Genomic DNA, 22,038 nt, shown 5'->3' with positions numbered 1-22,038 from the left:
AGGAGGTGCGCCCGCCCCGCGAGGGCCGGGCGCGTACGGGTCACTTGGCTCCGCCCGACTTGGCAAATTCGCCGGAGTGCTGCTTGACCGTGCTCCAGATGAGGTCGGAATAGCCAGCCGTCCATTCACCTTCTGGAACCCAACGGGTGCCATCCCAACGTTCGATCCGCGTCTTGCCACCGCCGCCGTGGTCCTTCGCCGTCACGGTCAGTGCGGGCATCAACCCCCCCGCGTCATAGTTCTTGATCGATTCAAGGCCCTTGCGCATCTTTTCAGCGGTGAGTGGCAGCTTTTCATTTTTGATGGCGATGCGCGCACCCTCGAACACCGTCGCGTATGTGGCGAGACCGAGCGTGTAGTAGATATCCGACACGAACTTGCGGTCGCCGTTTCCCTTCCCTTTGTCATAGAGTTCGCTCAGGATCGCCTTGACGGTAGGGTGGTCGGTGCCGCTCAGAACAGGCGTCGCGCGTCGCAGGCCCTTGGCCGCCTCGGGTCCGATGTTCGCAATATCCACGTCGTTCAACCAATTGACACTGATGATGCGGTCCAGCGGCACCCCGTTGCGCTTGGCCTCCTTCGCAGCGACGACGTGCATCGCGGAGAACGCCCAGTGAACGACCAGGTCAGGCTGGAAGCGACGCAGTTGCGACCAGGCGGAAGACTGGTCGCTTCCGGGCAGCGGATACGGGAAAAGCTGGAGGTCAAAGCCTTCCCGCTTCGCCAACTCCTGCATCACGGGGATCGGTTCCTGTCCGAAGGGGTAGTCGATATACAGGAATGCGATCTTCTTGCCCTTGAGGTTGCCTCCTGCCTGATTCTTGTAGTGGGAAACGATATTTGCAGCCTGCCCCCAGTAGGTGGGGCCGAGGGGAAAAACCCATTTGAAGACATCGCCGTCGACTGCGTCGCCGCGGCCGACCATGGCCTGGATCATCACCTCGCCGTCCTTCATGGCACGAGGCAAGACGGCGCGCGAAACCGGCGTCGAAAGGGTGTCGATCGTCAGAGCCTGGCCCTTGACGCGTTCGTAGCACTCGATGCCCCGTTGCGGCTCGTTTCCGTGATCCTGCACGATGATTTCGATCGGCTGGCCCTCGATGCCCCCCCGCAAGTTCAGCAGCGCAGCATAGTCTTTCGCGGCCTGGGCGAATTGCGGCGTGACGAACGTGTAGGCCTTCGTGAGGTCGTAGCAAAGAGCGAAGCGAAGCGGATCGGCCGCGAACGCCGAAGGTATCGCCAATGCCAATGCGGCGGCGCCCAGGATTTTCTTCAGACTGCCTGTCATGCGAACTCTCCTCGTTTGGAAGGGATGGGTGAAAGAGAACATGAGCGAAGACCTACCTCTTCGCGTAGCCGAATGGCCAGAAAATGAAATAGTTGCGGACGTTGCTGTAGATCTTTGCCAGACCCAGCGGTTCGAACAGAAGGAACCCGATGATCAGCACTCCGTAGAGAAACGCAGGCACATGCGCGAGCAGCTCGATGCCGATCTTGAGGTTCGCGGCCTGGGCGGCGGCGAAGATGAGGTTAGAGACGACGCCTGGCAGCAGCAGGATGAATGCCACCCCGAAATAGCAGCCGATGATGCTGCCCAACCCTCCCACGATGACCATCGCAAGGACCTGGATGGAAACGTTCACTGCGAACTGTTCCGGCGTGACAGCGTGATAGAACGTGAATACGAGCACGGCGCCGCTGACGCCGCCGATGAACGACGACATGGCGAAGGCCGCAAGCTTGTAGTAGAAGCTGTTGACCCCGATGACGGCCGCGGCGAAGTCCTTCTCCCGCACTGCAACCAAGGCACGGCCGAGACCCGAGCGGCGCAGGTTGAGCATGAACACGGTCACCAGCACGCACCATCCGAGTGCAACGTAGTACAGCGCAACGTCGGAAGTGACCTGCACGCCAAGAAGTCGCATCGGTGGGGCCTGTATCGTGGCTTGGGTGCCCCCGCTGACGGCGGGGACCTTGTTGATCACCCAGTCGATCACGAACTGGAGCGCCAGCGTGCTGAGCGCGAGGTACAGGCCTCGCACGCGCAGCGCCGTGATGGCGAATGCGCAGCCGATCATCGTTGACATCGCACCGGCAAGAAGCAGAGCGATCTCGAAGGGTACGCGGTTCAGGGTGGCGTGAACGGCGGTGTACGCCCCGATGCCCATGATCGCCGCATACCCGAAGTGGAACTGGCCGGCCCAGCCGAGGATCAGATTCAGGCCCAGGGCCGCGGCGGTCCAGATGAGCCATGGGAGCATGTAGCTCTTCATGTACAGGGGGGTGAGCAGCAGGGGCGCCGCAATTCCCAGCACGAGCAACGCCGCGATCTGGAACCGGTCGAAGGGGATCGGAAACAACTGGCGATCGCCGCGATAGGTGGTGTGGTGGATGCCCGCTTGACGAAAGAACATGGCAGTCAGATCCGCTGGATGTCTTCACGGCCGAAGAGTCCATGCGGCCGGATGAGGATGGTAAGAACGAGGGTTGCCGCCACGACAAGCTCGCGGCTTCCACCCCCGACGAGCCGGTCGAGGTAACCCGAAGCCACGCCCTGGAACGTTCCGAGCAGCACACCCGCGACGATCGCGCCCCCGATGCTGTCGAGACCGCCGAGGACGGCGACGGTGATGCCCATGAGGAGCAGCAGCGACAGGGACTGGTCGACCCCCTGTATCGAGCCCCATAGCGCGCCTGCGAGTGTGGCGACCACGGCGGACATGGCCCATGACAGGGCCACGCCACGCTCAACGGAAATCCCAACCGACCAGGAAGCGGTGTAGTCGTCCGAAATGGCGCGCATCACGATGCCCATCCGCGTGCGGAAGAAGAGGACAAAGAAACCGAAGAGCGCGAGCGCCACGACGCCCCCAGCGGCGTAGCTTCGATTGATCAGTACCGGGCCGATAAAAAGCGGATCGGACGAAATGGGCAGCGGCAACGGACGGTTGGTCCCTCCCCACGACAGCAGCGCGGCCGCCCGGACGAAGATGTCCACTGCCAGCGTCATCATGAGGATCATGACCAGAGGGCGGCCGGCGAGGCGGCGTAAGGCGACGCGTTCTATGCCCATGCCGATGCCGAACATCACGATCATGCCGACAGGAAGCGCCGCCCAGATGGACAGCTTCAATGTGTCGAAGAGCGCGAGCACGACGTAGGCGCCCAGCATCGCCAGTGCGCCCTGCGCCAGGTTCGGCACGGAAGACGACTTGTAGATCAGCACGATGCCCAGCGCGACCAGCGAGTACATGAGTCCGGACAAGGCGCCGTTGATGGCCAGCTCCAGGAAGAATGCCCAATCCATCGTCAAATCTCTTTCAGCGCAAGCTCGCGCTCGATAACGCCGGTTTCTCCGGTGTCGTAGGTGATCTGGGCCTTCATCCGGACCGAGCGTGCATCCGAATACAGGGCTTCGATGACGGCCGCATAATGCTCGTCGATCACGTTACGGCGCAGCTTGCGTGTCCGGGTGATCTCGCCGTCGTCCGCGTCGAACTCCTTATGGAGGTTCGCGAAACGCCTGATGCGCAATCCGTCGGGAAGTGCGTTGTTGACATGCCGGATGACGGCTGCCACCAGTTCATAAACCTCTTGCTTCTGCGACAGGTCCGCGTAGGAAATGTAGGGAATGCCCCGCACTTCCGCCCAGTGGCCCACGGCTTCGCTGTCGATGCAGACCATCGCACAGAGATACTCTCTCCCGGTCCCGAGGACGGCGACGTCGCGCACGTACGGACTGAACTTGATCCGGTTCTCGATATAGCCGGGGATGTAGCGCTCGCCCGTCGACGTGTGCACAACTTCCGACACGCGGCCCAGCACCACCAGGTGACCGTCAGGCTCGATGTGGCCGGCGTCTCCCGTATGAAGCCAACCGTCGATCAGGGTCTTGGCGGTTGCTTCCTCGTTCTGGAAGTAACCGCTGAAGATGCTCCCCGATCGCAGAAGAATTTCGCCATCGTCGGCGATGCGCGCTTCGACCCCCGGGAGGGGGCGGCCCACAGTATGCAAGCGCACCTCATCGGCTGCCTGGACGGAGTTGAACGCGCTGCTTTCGGTCTGGCCATAGAGCTGGCGCAGGTTGATCCCGAGCGCCCGGTAGAAGAGGAAAGTGTCCTCCCCCATGGCCTCGCCTCCCGTCAACGCGACGCGCATTCGGGTTAGCCCGAGCTGGTCCTTCAGCGGTCCGAATACCATCCAGTTGCCTAGGCGCAACATCAGGCGTTGAAGGTCCGAAGGAACCTTCCCCTCCAGCTTCATTCGCTCCGCCGCGACGCCGAGCTCGATGAAGTGATCGAACACCCTTTTCTTCCAGGGGGTTGAGTCTTCCATCCTCACGCGGATCGTCGTCAGCATGTTGTCCCAGCTGCGCGGTGCGGCCAGGTACAAGGTCGGCGCGATCTCGCGCAGGTTGCGTAGCACCGTTTCCGACCTTTCGGGGACGTTGATCGTGAAGCGAAGGGCCACCCCGGCGGCCATGGAGACCGCGAAGTCGCCGATCCAGGCCATGGGCAGGTAGGCGAGGATGCTTTCCCCGAAGCCGAAGACCTTGCCCTTGTACGCGTTGCTCACGCCCGCCAGTACGTTGCGCTGCTTCAGCACGACGCCTTTCGGCTTTCCAGTGGTGCCGGACGAGTGAACGAAGACTGCGGGTCCGTCCGGCTGCGAACGGTGCACGATCGCCTCGCGCAAGGCGGGTTGGTCGCGCAGGCGCGCGGCCCCGGCATCTCGCAGTTTCTCCCAGCCGATCAGCCCCTCGACGCGGTAGTTGTTCAGGCCTCGGGGGTCATCGAAGATGACGTGGGCCAAGCCGGGAGCCTTCTCGCGCAGGTCGAGCACCTTGTCGACCTGCTCCTGGTCTTCCGCGAGAGCGAACCGGGCCTGCGCTTCGCTGGCAAAGTGAAGCACCTCGGCCGGCGTCGCATCGGGGTACACCGGCATCGCGTAACCACCGAGGGCGCCGGCGGCGAGCATTCCCATGTAAAGGCGAACCCGGTTGTCGCCCAGCACCAGAAGAGAGTCGCCCGCCGTGAACCCAAGATGTTCCAAACCGGCAGCCACCGAAAGCACTTCCTCCAGGACATCGGCCCATGTGAACTCCTGCCAGATCCCCAAGGCCTTTTCGCGCATGGCAACACGGTTGCCGTAATGCCGCGCGTTGAGTTCCAGCAATCGAGCAAGAGTCGTATTCGGGTCGAGGTCCCACTGCCGGGTGTCGGGCCCTGCGGCGGGGGTCCATTGCGCGGGATCTTCACGCCGCATGCTGGTGACCCTTTCCGAGGTAGGCTTCGATCACGCGGGGATTCGCGACGACGTCGCGGGGCAGGCCCGTCCCGATGACTTCGCCGTAGTTCAGCGCCATGATGCGATCGCAGATGCCTGTGACGACGTCCATGTGGTGCTCGATCAGCAGCACGGTGATGCCGCGTTCGTCGCGCGCGTCCAGGACAAATCGGGCCATGTATTCCTTCTCTTCCTGGTTCATTCCGGCCATGGGTTCGTCGAGGATCAGGAACGTCGGCTCGGCGACCAGCGCGCGAGCCAGTTCGACACGCTTCTTCAAACCGATGGACAGGGACTCCACGGGCTCGTCGCGAACCCCCTGCAACTGGAGGAACTCAATGATTTCCTCGCATACGCGCCGGTGCTCGATTTCCTGCGGCTGGCCCAGCCACCAGTAGAGAACCGTCTTGGAAATGCTCGGCTGCAGATGCACGTGGCGTCCCAGCAGGATGTTGTCAAGGACAGACATGCCGTTGAACAGCGCGAGGTTCTGGAAGGTTCGCGCCACCTGGCGACGGGCCACAAGGTGCGGCTTCATGCCGGTGATGTCTTCGCCGTCCAGGAAGATCCGGCCCTTCTGCGGGGGATAGAAGCCGGTGATGGCATTGACGAGTGTCGTCTTGCCGCTCCCGTTCGGCCCGACGAGACCGAAAATCTCGCCACGGTCGATCCGCAGGTCGACATCCGTAACGGCAACCAAGCCGCCGAACCGGCGTTCGACGCCGTTGCATTGAAGCACGGCAGAAGGTGTTGGGGAAACGGTCATGGCCGAGCGAAGATGGCCTCTGGCAATCTGTTGAGTTCGCGGCGTCGTCGAATCATGAGGGCGTTAAATGAAAGCCGGGTAGGGAAACTCAGGGGTGAAGCCGGTTTTTCGGCCTCGCGCGCGTAAGTTGGTACAAAGGACTGCACCCCGGTTTCTAACAAACGTTAGGGCGAGTGTCAATCGGGATTCCTGCATGGTGCGATGAGCGGATGTGCCAATGATCGACGCACGTCTGCTGATCACGGAAAATCAATGGGTGCCGGGCCGCTGTCGGGATTGAAGATCGTCGAGTTCGCCGGCATCGGGCCGGGGCCAATGTGCGGCATGCTGTTGGCCGACCTCGGGGCCGAGGTGCTGCGAATCGACCGAATGGTCGCGAGCGGCCTCGGTATCCGGCGCGCACCGGAGTTTGACCTACTCAACCGGGGAAAACGCACCGTCTCACTCGACCTCAAATCGGCCGAGGGGGTCGCGTTCGCGCGCCGCGTCGCGGCAGCCAGCGATGGATTGATCGAAGGGTTCCGGCCCGGGACGATGGAGCGCCTGGGTCTCGGCCCCGCGGAGTGCCTCGCGGACAATCCCCGGTTGGTCTATGGGCGGGTGACTGGTTTCGGCCAGACGGGCCCCTTGGCCCAGGCCGCGGGCCACGACCTGAACTACATTGCTCTTTCGGGTGCGCTGCACGCCATCGGCCGGCAGGGAGCCGCGCCGACGCCACCTCTGAACCTGGTCGGGGACTTCGGGGGCGGTGGTTTGATGCTCGCGTACGGCATGCTCGCGGCCCTGTGGTGCGTTCAGCGCGGGGGCCCGGGACAGGTCGTCGACGCCGCGATGGTCGATGGCGCGGCTGCCTTGATGACGTCGATGTTCGGCTTGTACGGTGCGGGGGCGCACCTTGGCGATCGCGGCACCAATCTTCTCGATTCAGGCGCGCCTCACTATGACGTTTACCGCTGTGCAGACGGGGAATACGTGAGCGTGGCCCCCATCGAGCTGAAGTTCCGTTCGGAATTGCTGGAGCGCCTCGGCGTGGCTGCGGATTCGATGAACTTCGACGATCCATCACGGTGGCGCGAAGAAAAGGACCGTCTGGCGGCCATCTTTGCCACTCGAACGAGGCAGCAGTGGTGCGAGTTGCTCGAGGGCACCGATGCGTGCTTTGCGCCTGTGCTGGCGCCACTGGAAGCACACACCCATCCGCACATCCGCGCGCGGGAAACGTTTGTGGAGATTGCGGGTATCCGCCAACCGTCGCCTGCGCCCAGATTTCAGGCGACCCCTGCAGCGTCGCCCCGGCCGCCGCACACCGACGACGCCGGTGCCTGCGAGCAATTGCGAAGCTGGGGGGTCGAACCCGGCGCGATCGAGTCCATGGTCGGCAGCGGTTTGCTTCGGGTGGGGGCCCCGCCGGCGACCGACCCCAAGCGGACTTGAACGCGGACGCGCGGTCAGGCGCAAGTCTTCGGCGAAGCGGCGGTCCTGAATGCCGGCCGAGTCAATCCGAAGATGACTCCGCTTCCGCCGCCGCGCCCGAGCGCAGCATCCGATCGATCTCCTGCGGGCTGTAGCCGGCCTCGACCAGGACTTCGCGGGTGTTTTCGCCGAGCAGCGGGGCGTGCCGGCGGATCGATGGCGATGTCCGCGACCATCTTCCCGGCACGTTCATCTGCCGGATGCGGCCTTCACTGGGGTGGTCGATCCATTCGAACATCCCCACATCGGCCAAGTGAGGATCTTCCATGAGGCTATCGGGCGTATGCATTGGGGCGACCGGGATGTCGGCCGCGGAAAGGGCGTCGATCCATTCGTCCGTTGTGCGCGTGGCGATGACCTCGGCGACAAACGCGTACAAGTCATCGATGTTCCGGGTGCGGTCCGACATACGCAGGAAGCGCGGATCCTGGAGCATGTCGGGGCGGCCGATCAGTTTGCAGAAACTCTTCCAGTGCCGGTCGATGTACACCAGCACGCAGACGAACCCGTCCCGCGTCGGCAGCGGCCGCCGGTCCCTGGACAGAAGCCGCACGTATCCGGCCTCGGCCAATGGAGGGTCGAATGTCCGGCCGAACATGTGATCCGACAGCACGAATTGCGTCATCGTCTCGAACATCGGCACTTCGATGGACTGTCCCTGGCCGGTCTTTTCCCGCGCGTAAAGCGCGGCCGTCACGCTGTAGACGGCCGTCAGACCCGTCGTGCGATCGCATACGTTCGTGGGGACGTAGCGGGGTTCTCCGGTGATGCGGCCGACCAGTGCCGGCAGCGCCACCGAACCCTGGATGAGGTCATCCAGCGCCGGCTTGCCGGCATATCGTCCACTTTCGCCGAAGCCGTAGCAGCCGCAGTAGACGATCCGGGGGTTGATCCTCGACACCTCGTCGTAGCCCAGGCCGAGGCGGGCCATGGAGGCAGGCCGAAGATTGAACAGCAAGACGTCGGCGCGTTCGATGAGGCGATGCAGCGCGGCCAGCGCCTCAGGCTTGCGCAGGTCCAAGGCGGCGCTCCGCTTGTTGCGGTTGAGCGCAAGGTACATCGGTCCCATGCCCTTGCTTCGACTGGGACCGATGTAGCGGACCGTGTCTCCCTCGGGCGACTCGACCTTGATCACGTCCGCGCCCAGGTCGGCCAGGATTTGGGAGGCAAAGGGTCCCATCACCACGCCGGTCAGGTCCACGATGCGCACCCCGGCCAGCGGACCGCCGGCGGGCGATGAAGTTGGTGTCGATGTCGTCATGCTGCGGCGCGGCCCGGATCGAAGTAATCGGGCATGCCGGCGGGCCAGAAATCGCCCCACAGAACCATGCCACCGTCGAGGTTGATCGTTTCGCCGGTGATGTACTTGCCCGATGGCGCGGTCAGGTAAATGACGGCCTCGGCGACATCCTGCACATCGCCGGCCCGCAGCATCGGGTTCGTCCGGAACAGCCCGCCGACGTGCTCTTCCTTGTAGTTGTTGAAACCGTTGCTTTCGATCGCACCCGCGCCGATGCAGTTGACGCGGATGTCGTGCTCGGCCCACTCCACGGCCACCGTTTTCGAAAGCGCGATCACTCCCGCGCGGGAAGCCGCCGTGTGGGCCATTCCGGGAAGGCCGCGATCGACCGCGGCGGCGATCGTCACGATACTGGCACCGCGCTTCCGGTCGCGGACCCACCGCCTGGCGGCGGCGTGCATCATGTACCAGGTGCCGTTGAGGTTCGTGTCGATCACCGCGTTCCAGCCCTTCTCGGTGAAGTCCATCGCGTGGGCTGCGAACTGGCCGCCGGCGTTGTTCACGAGCACGTCGAGGGTGCCAAAGCGATTCCATGTGGCTTCAAACAGGCCGTCGACCTGTTCCGGGTCGCGGATCGTCATCGGGTAGGCAAGCACGTCGTCGCCGCCCGACAAGGCGCGCAACTGCTCGGCACAGAGCTCCAAGGCGTCCGGCTTGCGGCCGCAGATCACCAGCCTGGCGCCGAGCCGTGCGTACAGGAAGGCGATTGCCTTTCCGATGCCGCTTCCCGCACCGGAAACCAGCACCACCTTTCCCGCGAAGAGATCCTTGCGGAAAACCGTGGGCAATTCGGCAAGCGCTTTGTCGCCGGGACCGAACTTCGGCTGCGTGTCGCTGGCGCTCATGTCGTCTGCTCCTCGCTGAAGTAGGCGGGTTTCGGAATCGTCCAGAGTTCGCCCCATAGCAGGCCGCCGCCGTCGACGTTGAGCAACTCGCCATTGACGAAGCTCCCGGTCGGCCCGGTGAGGTAGACGACGGCATTGGCGATGTCCTGGACGTTCCCGTGCCGAAGCATCGGGTTGCCGCGTGAAAACCGTGCGCGTGCTTCGGGCGAGTAGTGCGCGAAGCCCGTGCTTTCGATCACCCCGGGCGCGACACAATTCACCCGGATGCCGTGGGGGGCCCATTCGACGGCGACGGTCTTCGACAGGTAGGTGACCGCCGCGCGCGCGGCGCAGCTGTGCGCAACCCCCGGAAAACCGCGCTGGAAGGTGAGGACGATGTTGACGATGCTGCCGGGCTGGGCTGCATCACGCCACCGCCTGGCGGCCGCATGCATCATGTACCACGTGCCGTTCAGGTTGTTGTCGACCACCGTCTTCCAGCCCTTCGGGCTGATGTCCAGCGCCGCTTTCGGAAACTGGCCACCGGCGTTGTTCACCTGCACGTCCAGGCGCCCGAAACGCGCATACGTCGCGTCCAGCAGCGCCGCAACCGCCTCCGTGCTGCGGATGTCGGTGGGCTGCACCAGGACGTCCGGGCTCCCCAGCCGGCGCAGCCAAGGCTCGCAGGCATCCAGTTTCGCGCGGTCCCTGCCGCAGACGACGAGCCTCGCGCCAAGGCGGGCGTAAAGGAACGCGATCGCTTTGCCGATCCCGCTGCCGGCGCCGGAAACCATCACGACCTGCCCATCGAAGAGTCCGGGCTCGTAGGCCAGGGGCAAGGCGGCGAGCGTGGGGTCGTCAAACCCGAATGAAGGGGAAGTGTCTTGTGTCATCGGTGTGCCTCACATGCCGGCGTAGTTGGGGCCGCCGCCGCCTTCGGGGGCGACCCACACGATGTTCTGCACAGGGTCCTTGATGTCGCAGGTCTTGCAGTGGACGCAGTTCTGCGCGTTGATCTGCAAGCGAGGCCGGCCCGCGGAATCCTCGACGAATTCGTACACGCCGGCAGGACAGTAGCGTGCTTCCGGCCCGCCGAACTTCTTCAGGTTCACCTCGACGGGCACCGAGTTGTCCCTGAGCGTGAGGTGCGACGGCTGGTTCTCCTGGTGGTTCGTATTGCTCAGGAAAACTGATCCCAGGCGGTCGAAACTGATCACCCCATCCGGCTTTGGGTAGACGATCGGCGGAGCGTCATCCGCCCGGCGGAGCGTTTCGTGGTCCCGCGTCTTCGAGTGCAGCGTCCAGGGCGGGCTGGATACGCCGACTTTCGGCAGCAGCCACTGCTCGAAGCCCGTCATCAGCTGGCCCAGGAATTTGCCCTTCTTGAACCATAGCTTGAAATTGCGGGATTGCCGCAGCTCTTCGTGGAGCCAGCTCTTCTCGAAGGCCTCGGGGTAGGCGGTCAGTTCGTCGCGCCGGCGGCCAGACTGCAGGGCCGGAACGATCGCCTCGGCGCAAAGCATGCCGCTCTTGATTGCGGCGTGGCTGCCCTTGATGCGCGCGGCATTGAGATAGCCGGCGTCGCAGCCGATCAGCGCTCCGCCGGGAAACACGGTCTTGGGCAGCGCCTGCAGCGTGCCATTGTTGATCGCGCGTGCGCCGTACGCGAGGCGTTTGCCACCCTCGATGTGCTCGCGAATGGCCGGGTGGGTCTTCCATCGCTGCATCTCCTCGAACGGGCTCATGTGCGGATTGCGGTAATCCAGGCCAATCACGAATCCGAGGGTGACCTTGTTATCGGGCAGGTGATAAAGAAAGCCGCCCCCGAAAGTCCCGTCCGTCATCGGCCAGCCGGCGGTATGCATGACGCGCCCGGGCGTGGCGCGCTGCGGAGCGACTTCCCACAGCTCCTTGATGCCGAGCGCGAAGCTCTGGGGATCTCGCCCTTCGTCGAGACGGTAACGGGCGATCATCTGCTTGCCCAGGTGGCCTCGGGCGCCTTCCGCAAAGACGGTGTACTTCGCGTGCAATTCCATTCCGAGTTGAAATGCCTCGCCCGGTTCGCCATCCTTGCCGACGCCCATGTTGCCAGTGGAGACGCCGCGAACCGCGCCTTGCTCGTCATGCAGGACTTCGGATGCAGCGAAGCCCGGGAAGATTTCGACTCCGAGGCTTTCCGCGCGCTGCGCCAGCCAGCGCACCACGCTTCCCAGTGAAACGACGTAAAAGCCGTCGTTGTGAAAATTGCGTGGCACCAGCCAGTCGGGTGTGCGCTTGGCACCCCGCTCCGACAGGAAGAGCACGTCGTCAGCGGTGACCGGCTGAAGCAACGGGGCGCCTTGGGCCTTCCAGTCCGGCAGCAGTTCCGTGATGGCACGTGGGTCCATCACCGCACCTGACAGGATATGCGCCCCGGGCTCCGAGCCCTTCTCGATCACGACGACAGCCGTTTCCGGGGCAAGCTGCTTGATGCGAATAGCCGCCGCCAAGCCCGCCGGTCCGGCACCGACGATCACCACGTCGTATTCCATGGACTCGCGCGGGCCGAATCGTTCGATGATTTCCTGTTGGTTCATTCGTGGTGGTGCGCGCGCATTCGAATCGCGCGCGGGTTCAGGCGGCCGTTCCCGGGACGGGAGGCTCGCGATCGGGGGCCATGCCGCGCCGGTACACCAGCAGGGTGCGCCGGAAACAACAGACGACGACTGCGTCCTGGTTGAAGCCTTCCGTCGCCACTGTGACCACGCCCAGATTCGGGCGCGACTTCGATTCGCGCGTCTCAAGCACTGTCGAGCGCGAGTAGACCGTGTCGCCTTCGAACACGGGATGGGGCAAGCGCACCTCGTCCCAGCCGAGGTTGGCGAAGACGTTATAGGAAACGTCCATGACCGATTGCCCGGTCACGAGCGCGAGGGTGAGGCAGGAGTTCACCAGCGGTCTGGCGAACTCGGTCTTGCCGGCGTAGTGCGCATCGAAGTGGACGGCCGCGGCGTTTTGGGTCAGCAGCGTGAACCAGATGTTGTCCTGCTGGGTGACGGTACGGCCCAGCGGATGACGGTATTCGTCACCGACCTCGAAATCCTCGAAGAATCGTCCCTGCCAACCCGCCTTGACCGCCACTCGCGACTACTCCCTCGTGAATGTTCCGTCGAAGACGATGGTGGTGATCTGCTTGGCGAAGTTGTCGAATGAACCCTTCTGCGGGTTGTACCACTCGACCGTCCAGTTCAACGCGCCGATCACGAACAGGCGCGCGATCGTGGCGCCGATGTCGCGGCGCAGTTCGCCTCGACTCATTGCCTCGTCGAGCAGTGCGTCCCAATAGTCTGCGTACTCGCGACGCACCTTGCGGTGGCGGTTTTTCGCGGTCAGAGGGATCTGGCCGTAAATCCGGATGTTGGCCGACGTGAAGTCGCCGTGGTGCAGCAGGCCCCAGAGGTGCCCCTCGATGGCGGCGGCGACCTTGGCGCGCGACGTCGCGCTCTTCGGCAGCGCCTCCACGCGTTCACGCACGGCGACGATCACGGCCTGGATGCCCTTGTCAAGCACTTCGCCGAGGATCTGCTCCTTCGACTCGAAGTGATAGTAGATGCTGCCGGCCTTGATGCCGGCCGCGTCCGCCACTTCGCGCAATGTCGTTGCGGCATATCCGTGATGGCGGAACAACCGCGAAGCCTCGAGCAGGATGCGCTCGCGGGTTGCGGTGTCGGCGGCCGATTGTGTTGGCCTTTCTTGCATCTTGGTTGGCATTTTCGAAAGTTAGGCAGGTAACGCGGTAAGGCCAATCTTATCCTTAGGGCTGAGTCGCATCACGCCAGACGTGACTAACTAACGTATGTTCGGTTATGGTAGCATTGGTTGTCCGCTTTGCCAACTGCGCTGCCCGCATACCCCCCGAGGAGTCCCGATGCTGCTCAACGAAGACCAAGTCGCGCTGCGCGACGTCGCCCGTCGATTCGCCCGCGAAAAACTCAAGCCGCGGTACCAGGCGCGCGAAGCGGAGCCCGGATTCGACCGTGGCCTCATGAAAGAGATGGGCGCCCTGGGATTGATCGGAGCCGACCTGCCGGAGGAGTATGGCGGGCTCGGACTGAGCGGCGTCACCTCCGGAGTGATCACTGAGGAGATGGCCTACGGTGATTTCAACGTCAGCTACTTGCAGCTGCTGGGATCGCTGATGGGGGCCATCATCCATCGCAATGCAAGTCCCGACCTGGCGCGGTTCTGGAACACGCGGTTGGTCGCCGGGGAGGCCATCGTCGGCCTGGGCCTGACCGAGCCACGCGGCGGCTCCGACGCTGCCAACCTCCAACTCAGGGCCCGAAGGGACGGCGACCACTTCGTGCTCTCCGGCGAGAAGACGTCCATCACTTTCTCGGACCAATGCGACGCCATGGTTCTCTTTGCCCGAACCGGTGCGGCAGATGCCGGTGCCCGGGGCATCAGTGCCTTTCTCGTGCCCATGGACCTGCCGGGAATACAGCGCACGCGCTTCAAGGATGTCGGCAGCAAGATCATCGGCCGCGGTTCGGTGTTCTTCGACGACGTGCGCATACCTGCCGGGAACATGATGGGCGCCGAAGGCAAGGGCTTCACGCAGGTGATGCAGGGCTTCGACTTCAGCCGGATCCTAATCGCGCTGCAGTGCATCGGCGCTGCGCAGGCGTCGATCGACGAAACATGGGCGTACGTGCAGGAGCGGCAAGCCATGGGCGCGCCGCTCGTCCAGTACCAAGGGGTCTCGTTCCCCATCGTCGAATTCGAGACGCTGATCGCCGCGTGCCGCGAGCTTTGCTATCACGCGCTGGCCCTGCGCGACGCCGGGCAGCCGCACACGGCGGAGGCCGCGATGGTCAAGTGGATGGGTCCCAAGACGGCCTTCGACGCGATCCACCAGTGCCTCCTGACCTTTGGGCATTACGGCTGGAGCATGGACCTGCCGCACCAGCAACGGCTGCGCGACGTGATGGGCCTGGAGATCGGCGATGGCACCGCGCAGGTCATGAAGCTCATCGTCGCCCGCGAGCGCGCCGGCCGCATGGCGGTGCAGTACGCGGCGGAGAACAAGCGGTGAGCGCGCCGCCTTCCATCCTGGTGAATCGCGATGGGGCCGTCGGCGTGATCGAGCTGGCTCGTCCCGACAAGTTCAACTGCCTGTCGCTGGAGGTCCATGGCGCGATCGCCGCTGCCCTGGATGAGTTCGAGGCGCCCGGCTCGGGCATTCGCGCCGCCCTGATCCGCGCGCAGGGCAAGCACTTCTGCACGGGCGCCGATCTCGACGAAGTCAAGAAACTGCGAAGCTCACCCGCCGACATCGAACACTTCATCCGCTACGGTCACTCCGTCCTGCAGCGTCTGGAAGCCAGCGAGCTGCCCGTAGTCGCGGCGTGCCAGGGCCTCGCGCTGGCGGGCGGCAGCGAGTTGATGATGGCCTGCGACGTGATCTTCGCTTCGAGCGATTTCCGTATCGGGGACCAGCATGCGCAATACGGGCTGGTGCCGGGCTGGGGCGGTTCCCAGCGGTTGCCGCGAATCGTGGGCGTGCGGCGCGCGCTCGACCTGCTCTACAGCGCGCGCTGGATCGACGCGCCCACTGCGCTGGCATGGGGCCTCGTCAACTACGTCGTCGAACCCGGCAAGCTCGCTGAAGCGTCGATGGCTTACTGCGTTCAGCTGGCGTCGCGCAGCCGGCCCGGACTGGCCGCCATGAAGCGGCTGGCCCGTCAGGGACTCGACCGGCCGCTGCCCGAAGGTTTGGTGTTCGAGCAGGATCTGATTTCACGCGAACTGCTCAACGACGATGTTACCGAAGGCTTGGCTGCGTTCGAGACCCGCCGGCCGCCGGTCTTCAGGTCCTGAAAGCGCGCGGAGCTGTCTGAATGACCATTCTCGTTCCCCGGGCGTCGATGAGCGACGCCGAATTTCAAGCCAACCGTGCGTCCTACGAGACGCTGCTGGCCACGCTGCATGAACGGCGGCGCAAGGCCATGGCGGGAGGTCCGGCCAAGGCCCGCGAGAAGCACCTTTCGCGCAACAAGATTCTCCCGCGCGACCGGGTCGAGGTCCTGCTCGACCCGGGTTCGCCGTTCCTCGAACTCGGCATGCTCGCCGGCGAAGACCTCTACGAGGGGGTGCCTCCCGGTGCGAGCATCATCACAGGCATCGGCCTGATCGGCGGCCGCGCCTGCATGGTGATCGCCAACGATGCGACTGTGAAGGGTGGGACGTACTACGGGATGACATGCAAGAAGCACGTCCGCGCGCAACAGGTGGCCTGGGCCCACCGCCTGCCTTGCGTCACGCTCGTCGACAGCGGCGGCGCGTTCCTCCCCGACATGGCGAATATCTTTCCCGATGCGGGCCAGTTCGGCAGCATCTTCAACAACCAGGTGCGGATGTCCGCGGAAGGCATCCAGCAGATTGCGGTCGTGCTTGGCCCTTGCACGGCCGGCGGCGCCTATATACCGGCGCTGTGCGACGAAATCGTGATCGTGAAGGAGCAAGGGTACATGTACCTGGGCGGGCCGGAGCTGACTTTCGCGGCGACGGGCGAAACGGTCGACGGCGAATCGCTGGGCGGCGCCCAGATGCACTGCAGCATCAGTGGAGTCACCGACCACATCGCCAGCGATGATCGCCACGCGCTGGCAGTGACGCGAGAAATCCTGCTCGAAATGGGGGAGCCCGCCCGACCCCGCTGGACGAAGCTGCCTAGTGTTCCCCCGCGACATGACCCGGCCGAAATCCACGGCTTGGTCAGCCGCGATCCGAAGATTCCCACCGACACGCGGGAGATCCTGGCGCGCCTTGTCGACGACAGCCGCTTCCAGGAGTTCAAACCGTTGTACGGCGACACGCTGCTGACGGGCTTCGCGCGCATCCACGGCCACGAGATCGGCATTCTCGCCAATCAGGGCGTCCTCTTTCCGGAGAGTGCGATGAAGGCCGCGCACTTCATCGACCTGTGCTGCCAGCGGGACATCCCCTTGCTGTTCCTGGCCGACGTGACCGGCTTCATGGTCGGGCGCGCGGCCGAACAGTCGGGCATCGCGAAGGCCGGTGCCAAGATGATCACCGCCATGGCATCAGCCAACGTTCCGAAGTACACCATCCTGATCGGCGCGTCCTATGGCGCGGGCTACCTGGCGATGTGCGGCAGGCCCTTCAATCCCACCGCAATGTTCGCATGGCCAAACGCGCGAGCCGCCATCATGGGCCCCGAGCAGGCAGCCACCGTGATGGCCCTGGTGCGGCGGCAGATCAACAAGTCCGAAGGCCGTGAATGGACCGCCGCGGAGGAAGAGGCCTTCAAGCAGCCCGTGCGCAAGATCTACGAAGACTTCCAGCCGGCGGACAACTTTTCTTCCAACCTGTGGGTCGATGGAATCATCGCGCCGACGGAAACACGCGACGTGATGGGGCTGATGCTGGACCTGGCGTCGCGAACCCCGGCCAAGCCGACGCCTTTCGGCGTCTTCCGTTTCTGAGGCAGGCCATCATGCAGCGCATCACCAAGGTCCTGATCGCCAATCGCGGAGAGATCGCCTGCCGCATCGCGCGAACCTGCAGGCGCCTCGGCCTGAAGGTCGCCACCGTGCACTCCACCGCTGACCGTGACGCGCGGCACGTGCGCGAGATCGGCGAATCGGTCGAGATCGGCGGCGCCGCGCCGTCCGAGAGTTACCTGCGCATCGACGCAATCGTCGCGGCGGCCAGGCGGGTTGGCGCGGACGCAGTGCACCCCGGTTTTGGTTTCGTTTCCGAGAACCCCGATTTCGTTCGCGCGCTGGACGCCGCCGGCATCGTCTTCATCGGCCCCTCCGCCGAGACCATGGAGCGCCTGGGCGGAAAGGCCCAGGCCAAGCGCGAGGCCGCAGCGGTTGGTGTGCCGGTGGTACCCGGCAGTGCCGGCGGCATGAAGGATGCAGCCGAGGTTGCCGCAACCGTGCGCGACATGCAGTTGCCCGTACTTCTCAAGGCCGTGGCCGGCGGCGGTGGGCGCGGCATGGCGGTGATCGAATCTCTTGACGGCCTGGAGTCCCGCATCGACAGCGCGATGCGGGAAGCCGAAAAGGCGTTCGGAAGCAGCGAGATGATCGTCGAACGTTACCTGCCGCGGGTGCGCCACATCGAAGTGCAGGTCGCGGGCGACGGCCGCGGAAATGCGATCCACTTGTTCGAACGCGAGTGCACTTTGCAGCGACGACACCAGAAGGTCATCGAGGAGGCGCCCAGCGCGGGCTTGCCGCCGGCTTTGCGCGAAAGAATCCTGAGCGACGCGGTGAAGCTTGCTGCAGCTGTCGGGTATCGAGGGCTGGGAACCGTCGAATTCGTCGTGGCCGGCGGCGAGTACTTTTTCCTGGAGGTCAATCCCCGTCTGCAGGTGGAACACCCGGTGACGGAGGAAGTCACCGGCCTCGACCTGGTCGAGCTCCAGTTGCACATCGCAGACGCCGGCACCCTGCCCATCTCCCAGGTGGACGTGGCTTGCCAGGGCCATGCCTTCGAAGCAAGGTTGTGCGCGGAGGATCCCGATGCGGGCTTCCTGCCGACAACCGGCCGCCTCGCGCGCGTTGACTTCCCGGGTGAGCCGATCCGTGTCGAGGCCGGGGTCGACAGCGGCGACGAAATCTCGCCGTACTACGATTCGATGATCGCGAAGCTGATCGCCCGCGGGCCCGACCGCGACGCGGCGCGGCGTTCGCTGGCGGGCGGCCTTCGGGACACAACGGTCATCGGCCTGACGACCAACCTTCGCTTCCTCGAAGGCTTGCTCGACTGGCCGCAAACGCTCGATGCGAGCTTCCACACGCGCCTGATCGACGAGCGGGTCGGCAGGACTTCAAGCGCCGCCGAGGCGCCGCCGATACCGCTGGAACACGTCGTCGCTGCGGCACTGCACTGGCTTCGCCGTGAGCGCGCCGCAGTTCCCGAGCTGGGCTGCTGGAGCGAGGCAGCCGGCTTCACCGGATGGAGACTTGGTGCTGGCAGTGTCGCGCTCGCGCCGCTTCCCGCTGTGATCCTGGGCGCCGGCAACGAAGAGTGGCCGATTCGCAGCGCGGCGCCTGCGGCCGACGGCACGGTCGACCTGATGGTTGGCGAGCACGCGCTGCGCGCGGCGCTGCGCGCTCCCCCTGCACTTGGTGCGGGGCGATTGCTGCTGCACCTGCAGGAGCGTGCACTGGAAGTGGTAGTGGCCGATGCCGGCCCGGGCCTCGAAGTCGCCAGCACGCTTGGCCGCAGCGTTTTCAGCTGCACGCCGTTCCTGGGAGGCGCCCTCGCGGGCGAGGGGACGGACGGCGCACTCCTGGCACCGATGATGGGCAAGGTGGTGGCGATTCATGCCGCGGCCGGTGATTCAGTCTCTGTGGGCGACACGGTAATCGTCCTGGAGTCGATGAAGATGGAATTGCACGTGAGCGCGCCGTTCGATGGAACGCTGGCGCGCCTGAACTGCGCGGTCGGGGACATGGTCGAGCGCCACCACACGCTGGCCGAAGTCGTTGCGTCTGCCACTTCCTGAAGGAGATCGAAAGAATGGGTTCGCTGCCGCGCCGGGTCGAGTTTCACGAAGAGGGACCGCGCGAGGGCTTCCAGATGGAGCCCTCCACCTATCCGCTGGACGAACGGCTGGCGCTGATCGATGCGCTTGCGGCGTCGGGCCTCAGGCAGGTGCAGTGCGCGTCGTTCGTGAGCCCGCGGGCCGTGCCGCAGATGGCGGACTCAGCGGAGTTGTTCGCGAGGCTTCGCAAGCGGCCGGGGACGCGCTACACCGGGCTCTGGCTCAACGAAAGCGGCTTCGAGCGTGCCAGGGCCTGCGACAACATCGACATCGACGGCAAAGTCGTCTTCTACGTCACGGAACCGTTTTCGCAGCGGAACAACAACTGCAGTGTTGCCGAGAATCGCGAACGTCAGCTGAAGTGGATCGATCGGTACATCGCGCTGGGCATCCCGTTCGAGCAGGCGTATGTCGTCACCGCATTCGGCTGCAACCTCGGCGGGCCCGTGCCGGTGTCGGCGGTGACCGACGTCGTCCGGTGGCTGGTCGACGCCTGCACCGACAGGGGAGTTCCCTTCCCAGCGTTCTACCTGGCGGATACCATGGGCTGGGCCAACCCCGAGGAGATCAAACGCCGCATCGGCGCCGTGCGCGAACTCGTGCCGCAAGCGCGCATCGGGCTGCACCTGCATGACACGCGCGGTGTCGGAGGCGCGAACGTCTATGCCGCCTTGAAAATGGGGGTGGACCTGTTCGACAGCTCCGTTGCGGGGCTCGGGGGATGTCCTTTCGCTGGTCACAAGCATGGCGACGCCGCAGGCAATATCTGTACCGAGGACATGGCGTTCATGTGCGAGGAGATGGGGGTCGAGACCGGCCTCGATCTCGAGCAACTCGTGGAGGCAGCCCGGCTGGCCGAGCGCATCATCGGGCGGCCCCTGAACGGCCGGTTGATGCGCAGTGGCACGCTCGCGTCGATGCGCCATCCGCGCGAAGCGATCCGGTAGTACCGTGCCGGGATGCTATCCACGGTGCGTCCTCACGGTATCCATGGGCCGGGCGAAGCGATGCCGTCGTGCCGGATGAATTTGGCATCAGTGGGGTCAATTGTCGGGAGAGGCCGCGTCAGTTAGCCTTCGAGCCGCGGCGAGCACGTGACGGCTTGACGAAATCATCGCGAAGCTACTGCAGTCGGTTGCCGGAACGGTGGCGCAAGAGGTCGACTCCCGATAAACTACCAAGTGTTAGTTCAATTCTAGAATGGCGTTATCGAGCTACTTGTGAGGAACCGTCCTTGGCCGTGATCAACAGCAGCTTCGACGGCTCGGTAGGCGCGGCCACGACCGAGCTCAGGGCGAACGACATCGCCCAGTTGCGAGAGCGGCTGGCTCACGTGGCCATGGGCGGGCGCGATGCCCATATTGCGCGGCATCGCGCACGCGGAAAGATGTTGGCGCGTGAGCGCATCGACTTGGTTGTCGATGACGCTGCGGCATTCCTGGAACTCTCGCCGCTCGCCGCCTGGGGCCAGTACGGTAACGAGGTTCCTGCCGCCGGTGTCGTAACTGGCATCGGCATCGTCGCCGGCCAGCCTTGCATGTTCATCGCAAACGACGCCACGGTGAAAGGCGGCTCGTTCTTCCATGAAACCGTCAAGAAGCACCGCCGCGCGCAGGAGATCGCCTGGCGCCTGCGCCTTCCGGTTTTGTACCTCGTGGACTGCGGTGGTGCCTTCCTGCCCGAACAGGACCGTGTGTTTCCCGATCGCGATCACTTCGGCAACAACTTCTTCCAGCAGTGCCGCATGTCGCAGGATAGGGTTCCGCAGATTTCCGCGGTGTTCGGTGGATGCACGGCGGGGGGCGCCTACATCCCCGCACTTTCGGACGAAGTCGTTATGGTGCGCGGCACCGCGCGCATCCACCTCGGCGGCCCGTCGATCGTGAAGATCGCCATAAACGAGACGGTGGATGGCGAGACCTTGGGGGGCGCAGAAATGCACACGCGAATCTCAGGCGTCAACGACCATCTGGCTGAGAGCGAGCCTCAGGCGCTGGCGCGACTGCGCGAAATCGTCGGGAGCCTGCCGCCTGCTCATCTTCCACCGCCGCCGCGCGTCCCATGTCCGCCGAGGTACGACCCCGCGCAGCTCGATGGCCTGGTGCCCGCCGATCCCAAGCAGCCTTATGACGCGCGCGAGATCATCGCGCGCCTCGTCGACGACAGTGACCTGCACGAGTTCAAACCCGACTGGGGCAGCCAGCTGGTCGCCGGGTTCGGTTCGATCCACGGATACCCGGTCGGCATCCTCGGGAACAACGGCGCCCTCGTGGCAGAGGCGGCGCTCAAGGGCACCCATTTCATCGAGTTGGCCAACCAACGTGGCGTCCCGCTGCTTTTTCTCCAAAACATCGCCGGGTTCATGGTCGGAAGCGAAGCCGAGCGCGCGGGCATCGCCAAGCACAGTGCGAACATGGTCTATGCGGTCAGTTGCGCGCGCGTCCCGAAGCTAACGCTGATCGTGGGGGGCTCCTACGGCGCCGGCAACTACGGCATGTGTGGCCGGGGATTCGAGCCCGAGTTCCTGTTCGCTTGGCCGAGCGCTCAGGTGGCGACGATGAGCGCCGACATCGCGAGCAATGTCATGCTGGAACTGGCAAGATCCAACCTGCGAGGGCCAGCCGATGAGGCGAGGATGGCGGAGACCGAACGCGCGGTGCGCGAGCAGTACCAGCGCCAGACGGACCCTTACTACGCCACTTCAAGGCTCTGGGACGACGGACTCATAGCCCCGTCGTCGTCACGCGACGTGCTCGCGCTGGCGCTCTCGTTGTGCACCCGTCGCGTGCCGCCGCAGACCGCAACGCCGGTTTACCGCATGTGAGGC

Annotated in this window: 18 protein-coding genes; 7 read left to right on the top strand and 11 right to left on the bottom strand. The window is 64.6% G+C overall.

Annotation, left to right across the window (positions count from 1 at the left end):
- Positions 1–40 precede the first annotated feature (40 nt).
- The 5 genes from H8R02_RS00815 to H8R02_RS00795 are packed head-to-tail and all read right to left on the bottom strand — an operon-like array spanning position 41 to position 6,052.
- Complete coding sequence (locus tag H8R02_RS00815; RefSeq protein ID WP_187079450.1) at positions 41–1,288, bottom strand: ABC transporter substrate-binding protein; 1,248 nt, start codon at positions 1,286–1,288, stop codon at positions 41–43.
- Positions 1,289–1,340: 52 nt separating this feature from the next.
- Positions 1,341–2,414: a branched-chain amino acid ABC transporter permease gene (locus tag H8R02_RS00810; RefSeq protein ID WP_187079449.1), complete on the bottom strand. Its 1,074-nt coding sequence runs from the start codon at positions 2,412–2,414 to the stop codon at positions 1,341–1,343.
- Between the two features lie 5 nt (positions 2,415–2,419).
- Positions 2,420–3,307, bottom strand: a complete 888-nt coding sequence (locus tag H8R02_RS00805; RefSeq protein ID WP_187079448.1) for a branched-chain amino acid ABC transporter permease — start codon at positions 3,305–3,307, stop codon at positions 2,420–2,422.
- A gap of 2 nt (positions 3,308–3,309) precedes the next feature.
- Positions 3,310–5,265: an AMP-dependent synthetase/ligase gene (locus H8R02_RS00800; protein WP_187079447.1), complete on the bottom strand. Its 1,956-nt coding sequence runs from the start codon at positions 5,263–5,265 to the stop codon at positions 3,310–3,312.
- Complete coding sequence (locus tag H8R02_RS00795) at positions 5,255–6,052, bottom strand: ABC transporter ATP-binding protein (protein WP_187079446.1); 798 nt, start codon at positions 6,050–6,052, stop codon at positions 5,255–5,257. The genes H8R02_RS00800 and H8R02_RS00795 overlap by 11 nt, the downstream gene beginning before the upstream one ends.
- 252 nt (positions 6,053–6,304) lie before the next feature.
- Here H8R02_RS00795 and H8R02_RS00790 point away from each other — a divergent pair, with 252 nt between their 5' ends.
- Positions 6,305–7,486 carry a CaiB/BaiF CoA transferase family protein gene (locus H8R02_RS00790; RefSeq protein WP_187079445.1) on the top strand — a complete coding sequence of 394 codons (1,182 nt, stop codon included), beginning with the start codon at positions 6,305–6,307 and terminating at the stop codon, positions 7,484–7,486.
- Positions 7,487–7,547: 61 nt separating this feature from the next.
- On the opposite strand, the gene H8R02_RS00785 is transcribed toward H8R02_RS00790, so the two are convergent.
- Genes H8R02_RS00785 through H8R02_RS00760 form a run of 6 tightly spaced genes read right to left on the bottom strand, consistent with a single transcriptional unit; the run spans position 7,548 to position 13,387 of the window.
- Positions 7,548–8,786 carry a CaiB/BaiF CoA transferase family protein gene (locus H8R02_RS00785; RefSeq protein WP_187079444.1) on the bottom strand — a complete coding sequence of 413 codons (1,239 nt, stop codon included), beginning with the start codon at positions 8,784–8,786 and terminating at the stop codon, positions 7,548–7,550.
- Complete coding sequence (locus H8R02_RS00780) at positions 8,783–9,670, bottom strand: SDR family oxidoreductase (protein WP_187079443.1); 888 nt, start codon at positions 9,668–9,670, stop codon at positions 8,783–8,785. Before H8R02_RS00780 ends, H8R02_RS00785 begins: the two co-directional genes overlap by 4 nt.
- Complete coding sequence (locus H8R02_RS00775; protein ID WP_187079442.1) at positions 9,667–10,542, bottom strand: SDR family oxidoreductase; 876 nt, start codon at positions 10,540–10,542, stop codon at positions 9,667–9,669. Before H8R02_RS00775 ends, H8R02_RS00780 begins: the two co-directional genes overlap by 4 nt.
- Before the next feature lie 9 nt (positions 10,543–10,551).
- Positions 10,552–12,225 (bottom strand): electron transfer flavoprotein-ubiquinone oxidoreductase, encoded by a 1,674-nt coding sequence (locus H8R02_RS00770; RefSeq protein ID WP_187079441.1) that lies wholly within the window; start codon positions 12,223–12,225, stop codon positions 10,552–10,554.
- 37 nt (positions 12,226–12,262) lie between these two features.
- Positions 12,263–12,769, bottom strand: coding sequence for a MaoC family dehydratase (locus H8R02_RS00765; protein ID WP_187079440.1), 507 nt, complete (start codon positions 12,767–12,769; stop codon positions 12,263–12,265).
- Positions 12,770–12,775: 6 nt separating this feature from the next.
- Positions 12,776–13,387: a TetR/AcrR family transcriptional regulator gene (locus H8R02_RS00760; protein ID WP_255429115.1), complete on the bottom strand. Its 612-nt coding sequence runs from the start codon at positions 13,385–13,387 to the stop codon at positions 12,776–12,778.
- A 169-nt stretch (positions 13,388–13,556) separates the two neighbouring features.
- Between H8R02_RS00760 and H8R02_RS00755 the strand changes: the two genes are divergently transcribed.
- From H8R02_RS00755 to H8R02_RS00730, 6 genes are all read left to right on the top strand, one after another.
- On the top strand, positions 13,557–14,723 hold the full coding sequence (locus H8R02_RS00755) for an acyl-CoA dehydrogenase family protein (protein ID WP_187079438.1): 1,167 nt from the start codon (positions 13,557–13,559) through the stop codon (positions 14,721–14,723).
- On the top strand, positions 14,720–15,508 hold the full coding sequence (locus H8R02_RS00750) for an enoyl-CoA hydratase/isomerase family protein (RefSeq protein WP_187079437.1): 789 nt from the start codon (positions 14,720–14,722) through the stop codon (positions 15,506–15,508). Before H8R02_RS00755 ends, H8R02_RS00750 begins: the two co-directional genes overlap by 4 nt.
- A 20-nt stretch (positions 15,509–15,528) precedes the next feature.
- Positions 15,529–17,136 carry a carboxyl transferase domain-containing protein gene (locus H8R02_RS00745; protein WP_187079436.1) on the top strand — a complete coding sequence of 536 codons (1,608 nt, stop codon included), beginning with the start codon at positions 15,529–15,531 and terminating at the stop codon, positions 17,134–17,136.
- An 11-nt stretch (positions 17,137–17,147) separates the two neighbouring features.
- Entirely contained in the window at positions 17,148–19,172 is a 2,025-nt protein-coding gene (locus H8R02_RS00740) for an acetyl/propionyl/methylcrotonyl-CoA carboxylase subunit alpha (RefSeq protein WP_187079435.1), read from the top strand.
- 14 nt (positions 19,173–19,186) lie between these two features.
- Positions 19,187–20,158: a hydroxymethylglutaryl-CoA lyase gene (locus tag H8R02_RS00735; RefSeq protein ID WP_187079434.1), complete on the top strand. Its 972-nt coding sequence runs from the start codon at positions 19,187–19,189 to the stop codon at positions 20,156–20,158.
- A gap of 287 nt (positions 20,159–20,445) precedes the next feature.
- Positions 20,446–22,035 carry an acyl-CoA carboxylase subunit beta gene (locus H8R02_RS00730; RefSeq protein WP_255429114.1) on the top strand — a complete coding sequence of 530 codons (1,590 nt, stop codon included), beginning with the start codon at positions 20,446–20,448 and terminating at the stop codon, positions 22,033–22,035.
- Positions 22,036–22,038: the final 3 nt, after the last annotated feature.

Origin of the sequence: Ramlibacter albus, assembly GCF_014297445.1 — a bacterium.
GTDB lineage: Bacteria > Pseudomonadota > Gammaproteobacteria > Burkholderiales > Burkholderiaceae_C > Ramlibacter > Ramlibacter albus.
The sequence above is the reverse complement of the archived record's forward strand: the minus strand, read 5'-3'. Positions and strand labels throughout refer to the sequence as shown.

Bases quoted from the DNA above. Each gene is read 5' to 3' on its own strand.
- H8R02_RS00740 (WP_187079435.1), top strand. From the start codon at position 17,148: ATGCAGCGCATCACCAAGGTCCTGATCGCCAATCGCGGAGAGATCGCC.
- H8R02_RS00785 (WP_187079444.1), bottom strand. From the start codon at position 8,786: ATGACGACATCGACACCAACTTCATCGCCCGCCGGCGGTCCGCTGGCC.
- H8R02_RS00760 (WP_255429115.1), bottom strand. From the start codon at position 13,387: ATGCAAGAAAGGCCAACACAATCGGCCGCCGACACCGCAACCCGCGAG.
- H8R02_RS00815 (WP_187079450.1), bottom strand. From the start codon at position 1,288: ATGACAGGCAGTCTGAAGAAAATCCTGGGCGCCGCCGCATTGGCATTG.
- H8R02_RS00805 (WP_187079448.1), bottom strand. From the start codon at position 3,307: ATGGATTGGGCATTCTTCCTGGAGCTGGCCATCAACGGCGCCTTGTCC.
- H8R02_RS00800 (WP_187079447.1), bottom strand. From the start codon at position 5,265: ATGCGGCGTGAAGATCCCGCGCAATGGACCCCCGCCGCAGGGCCCGAC.
- H8R02_RS00745 (WP_187079436.1), top strand. From the start codon at position 15,529: ATGACCATTCTCGTTCCCCGGGCGTCGATGAGCGACGCCGAATTTCAA.
- H8R02_RS00755 (WP_187079438.1), top strand. From the start codon at position 13,557: ATGCTGCTCAACGAAGACCAAGTCGCGCTGCGCGACGTCGCCCGTCGA.
- H8R02_RS00775 (WP_187079442.1), bottom strand. From the start codon at position 10,542: ATGACACAAGACACTTCCCCTTCATTCGGGTTTGACGACCCCACGCTC.
- H8R02_RS00770 (WP_187079441.1), bottom strand. From the start codon at position 12,225: ATGAACCAACAGGAAATCATCGAACGATTCGGCCCGCGCGAGTCCATG.
- H8R02_RS00780 (WP_187079443.1), bottom strand. From the start codon at position 9,670: ATGAGCGCCAGCGACACGCAGCCGAAGTTCGGTCCCGGCGACAAAGCG.
- H8R02_RS00790 (WP_187079445.1), top strand. From the start codon at position 6,305: ATGGGTGCCGGGCCGCTGTCGGGATTGAAGATCGTCGAGTTCGCCGGC.
- H8R02_RS00795 (WP_187079446.1), bottom strand. From the start codon at position 6,052: ATGACCGTTTCCCCAACACCTTCTGCCGTGCTTCAATGCAACGGCGTC.
- H8R02_RS00810 (WP_187079449.1), bottom strand. From the start codon at position 2,414: ATGTTCTTTCGTCAAGCGGGCATCCACCACACCACCTATCGCGGCGAT.
- H8R02_RS00735 (WP_187079434.1), top strand. From the start codon at position 19,187: ATGGGTTCGCTGCCGCGCCGGGTCGAGTTTCACGAAGAGGGACCGCGC.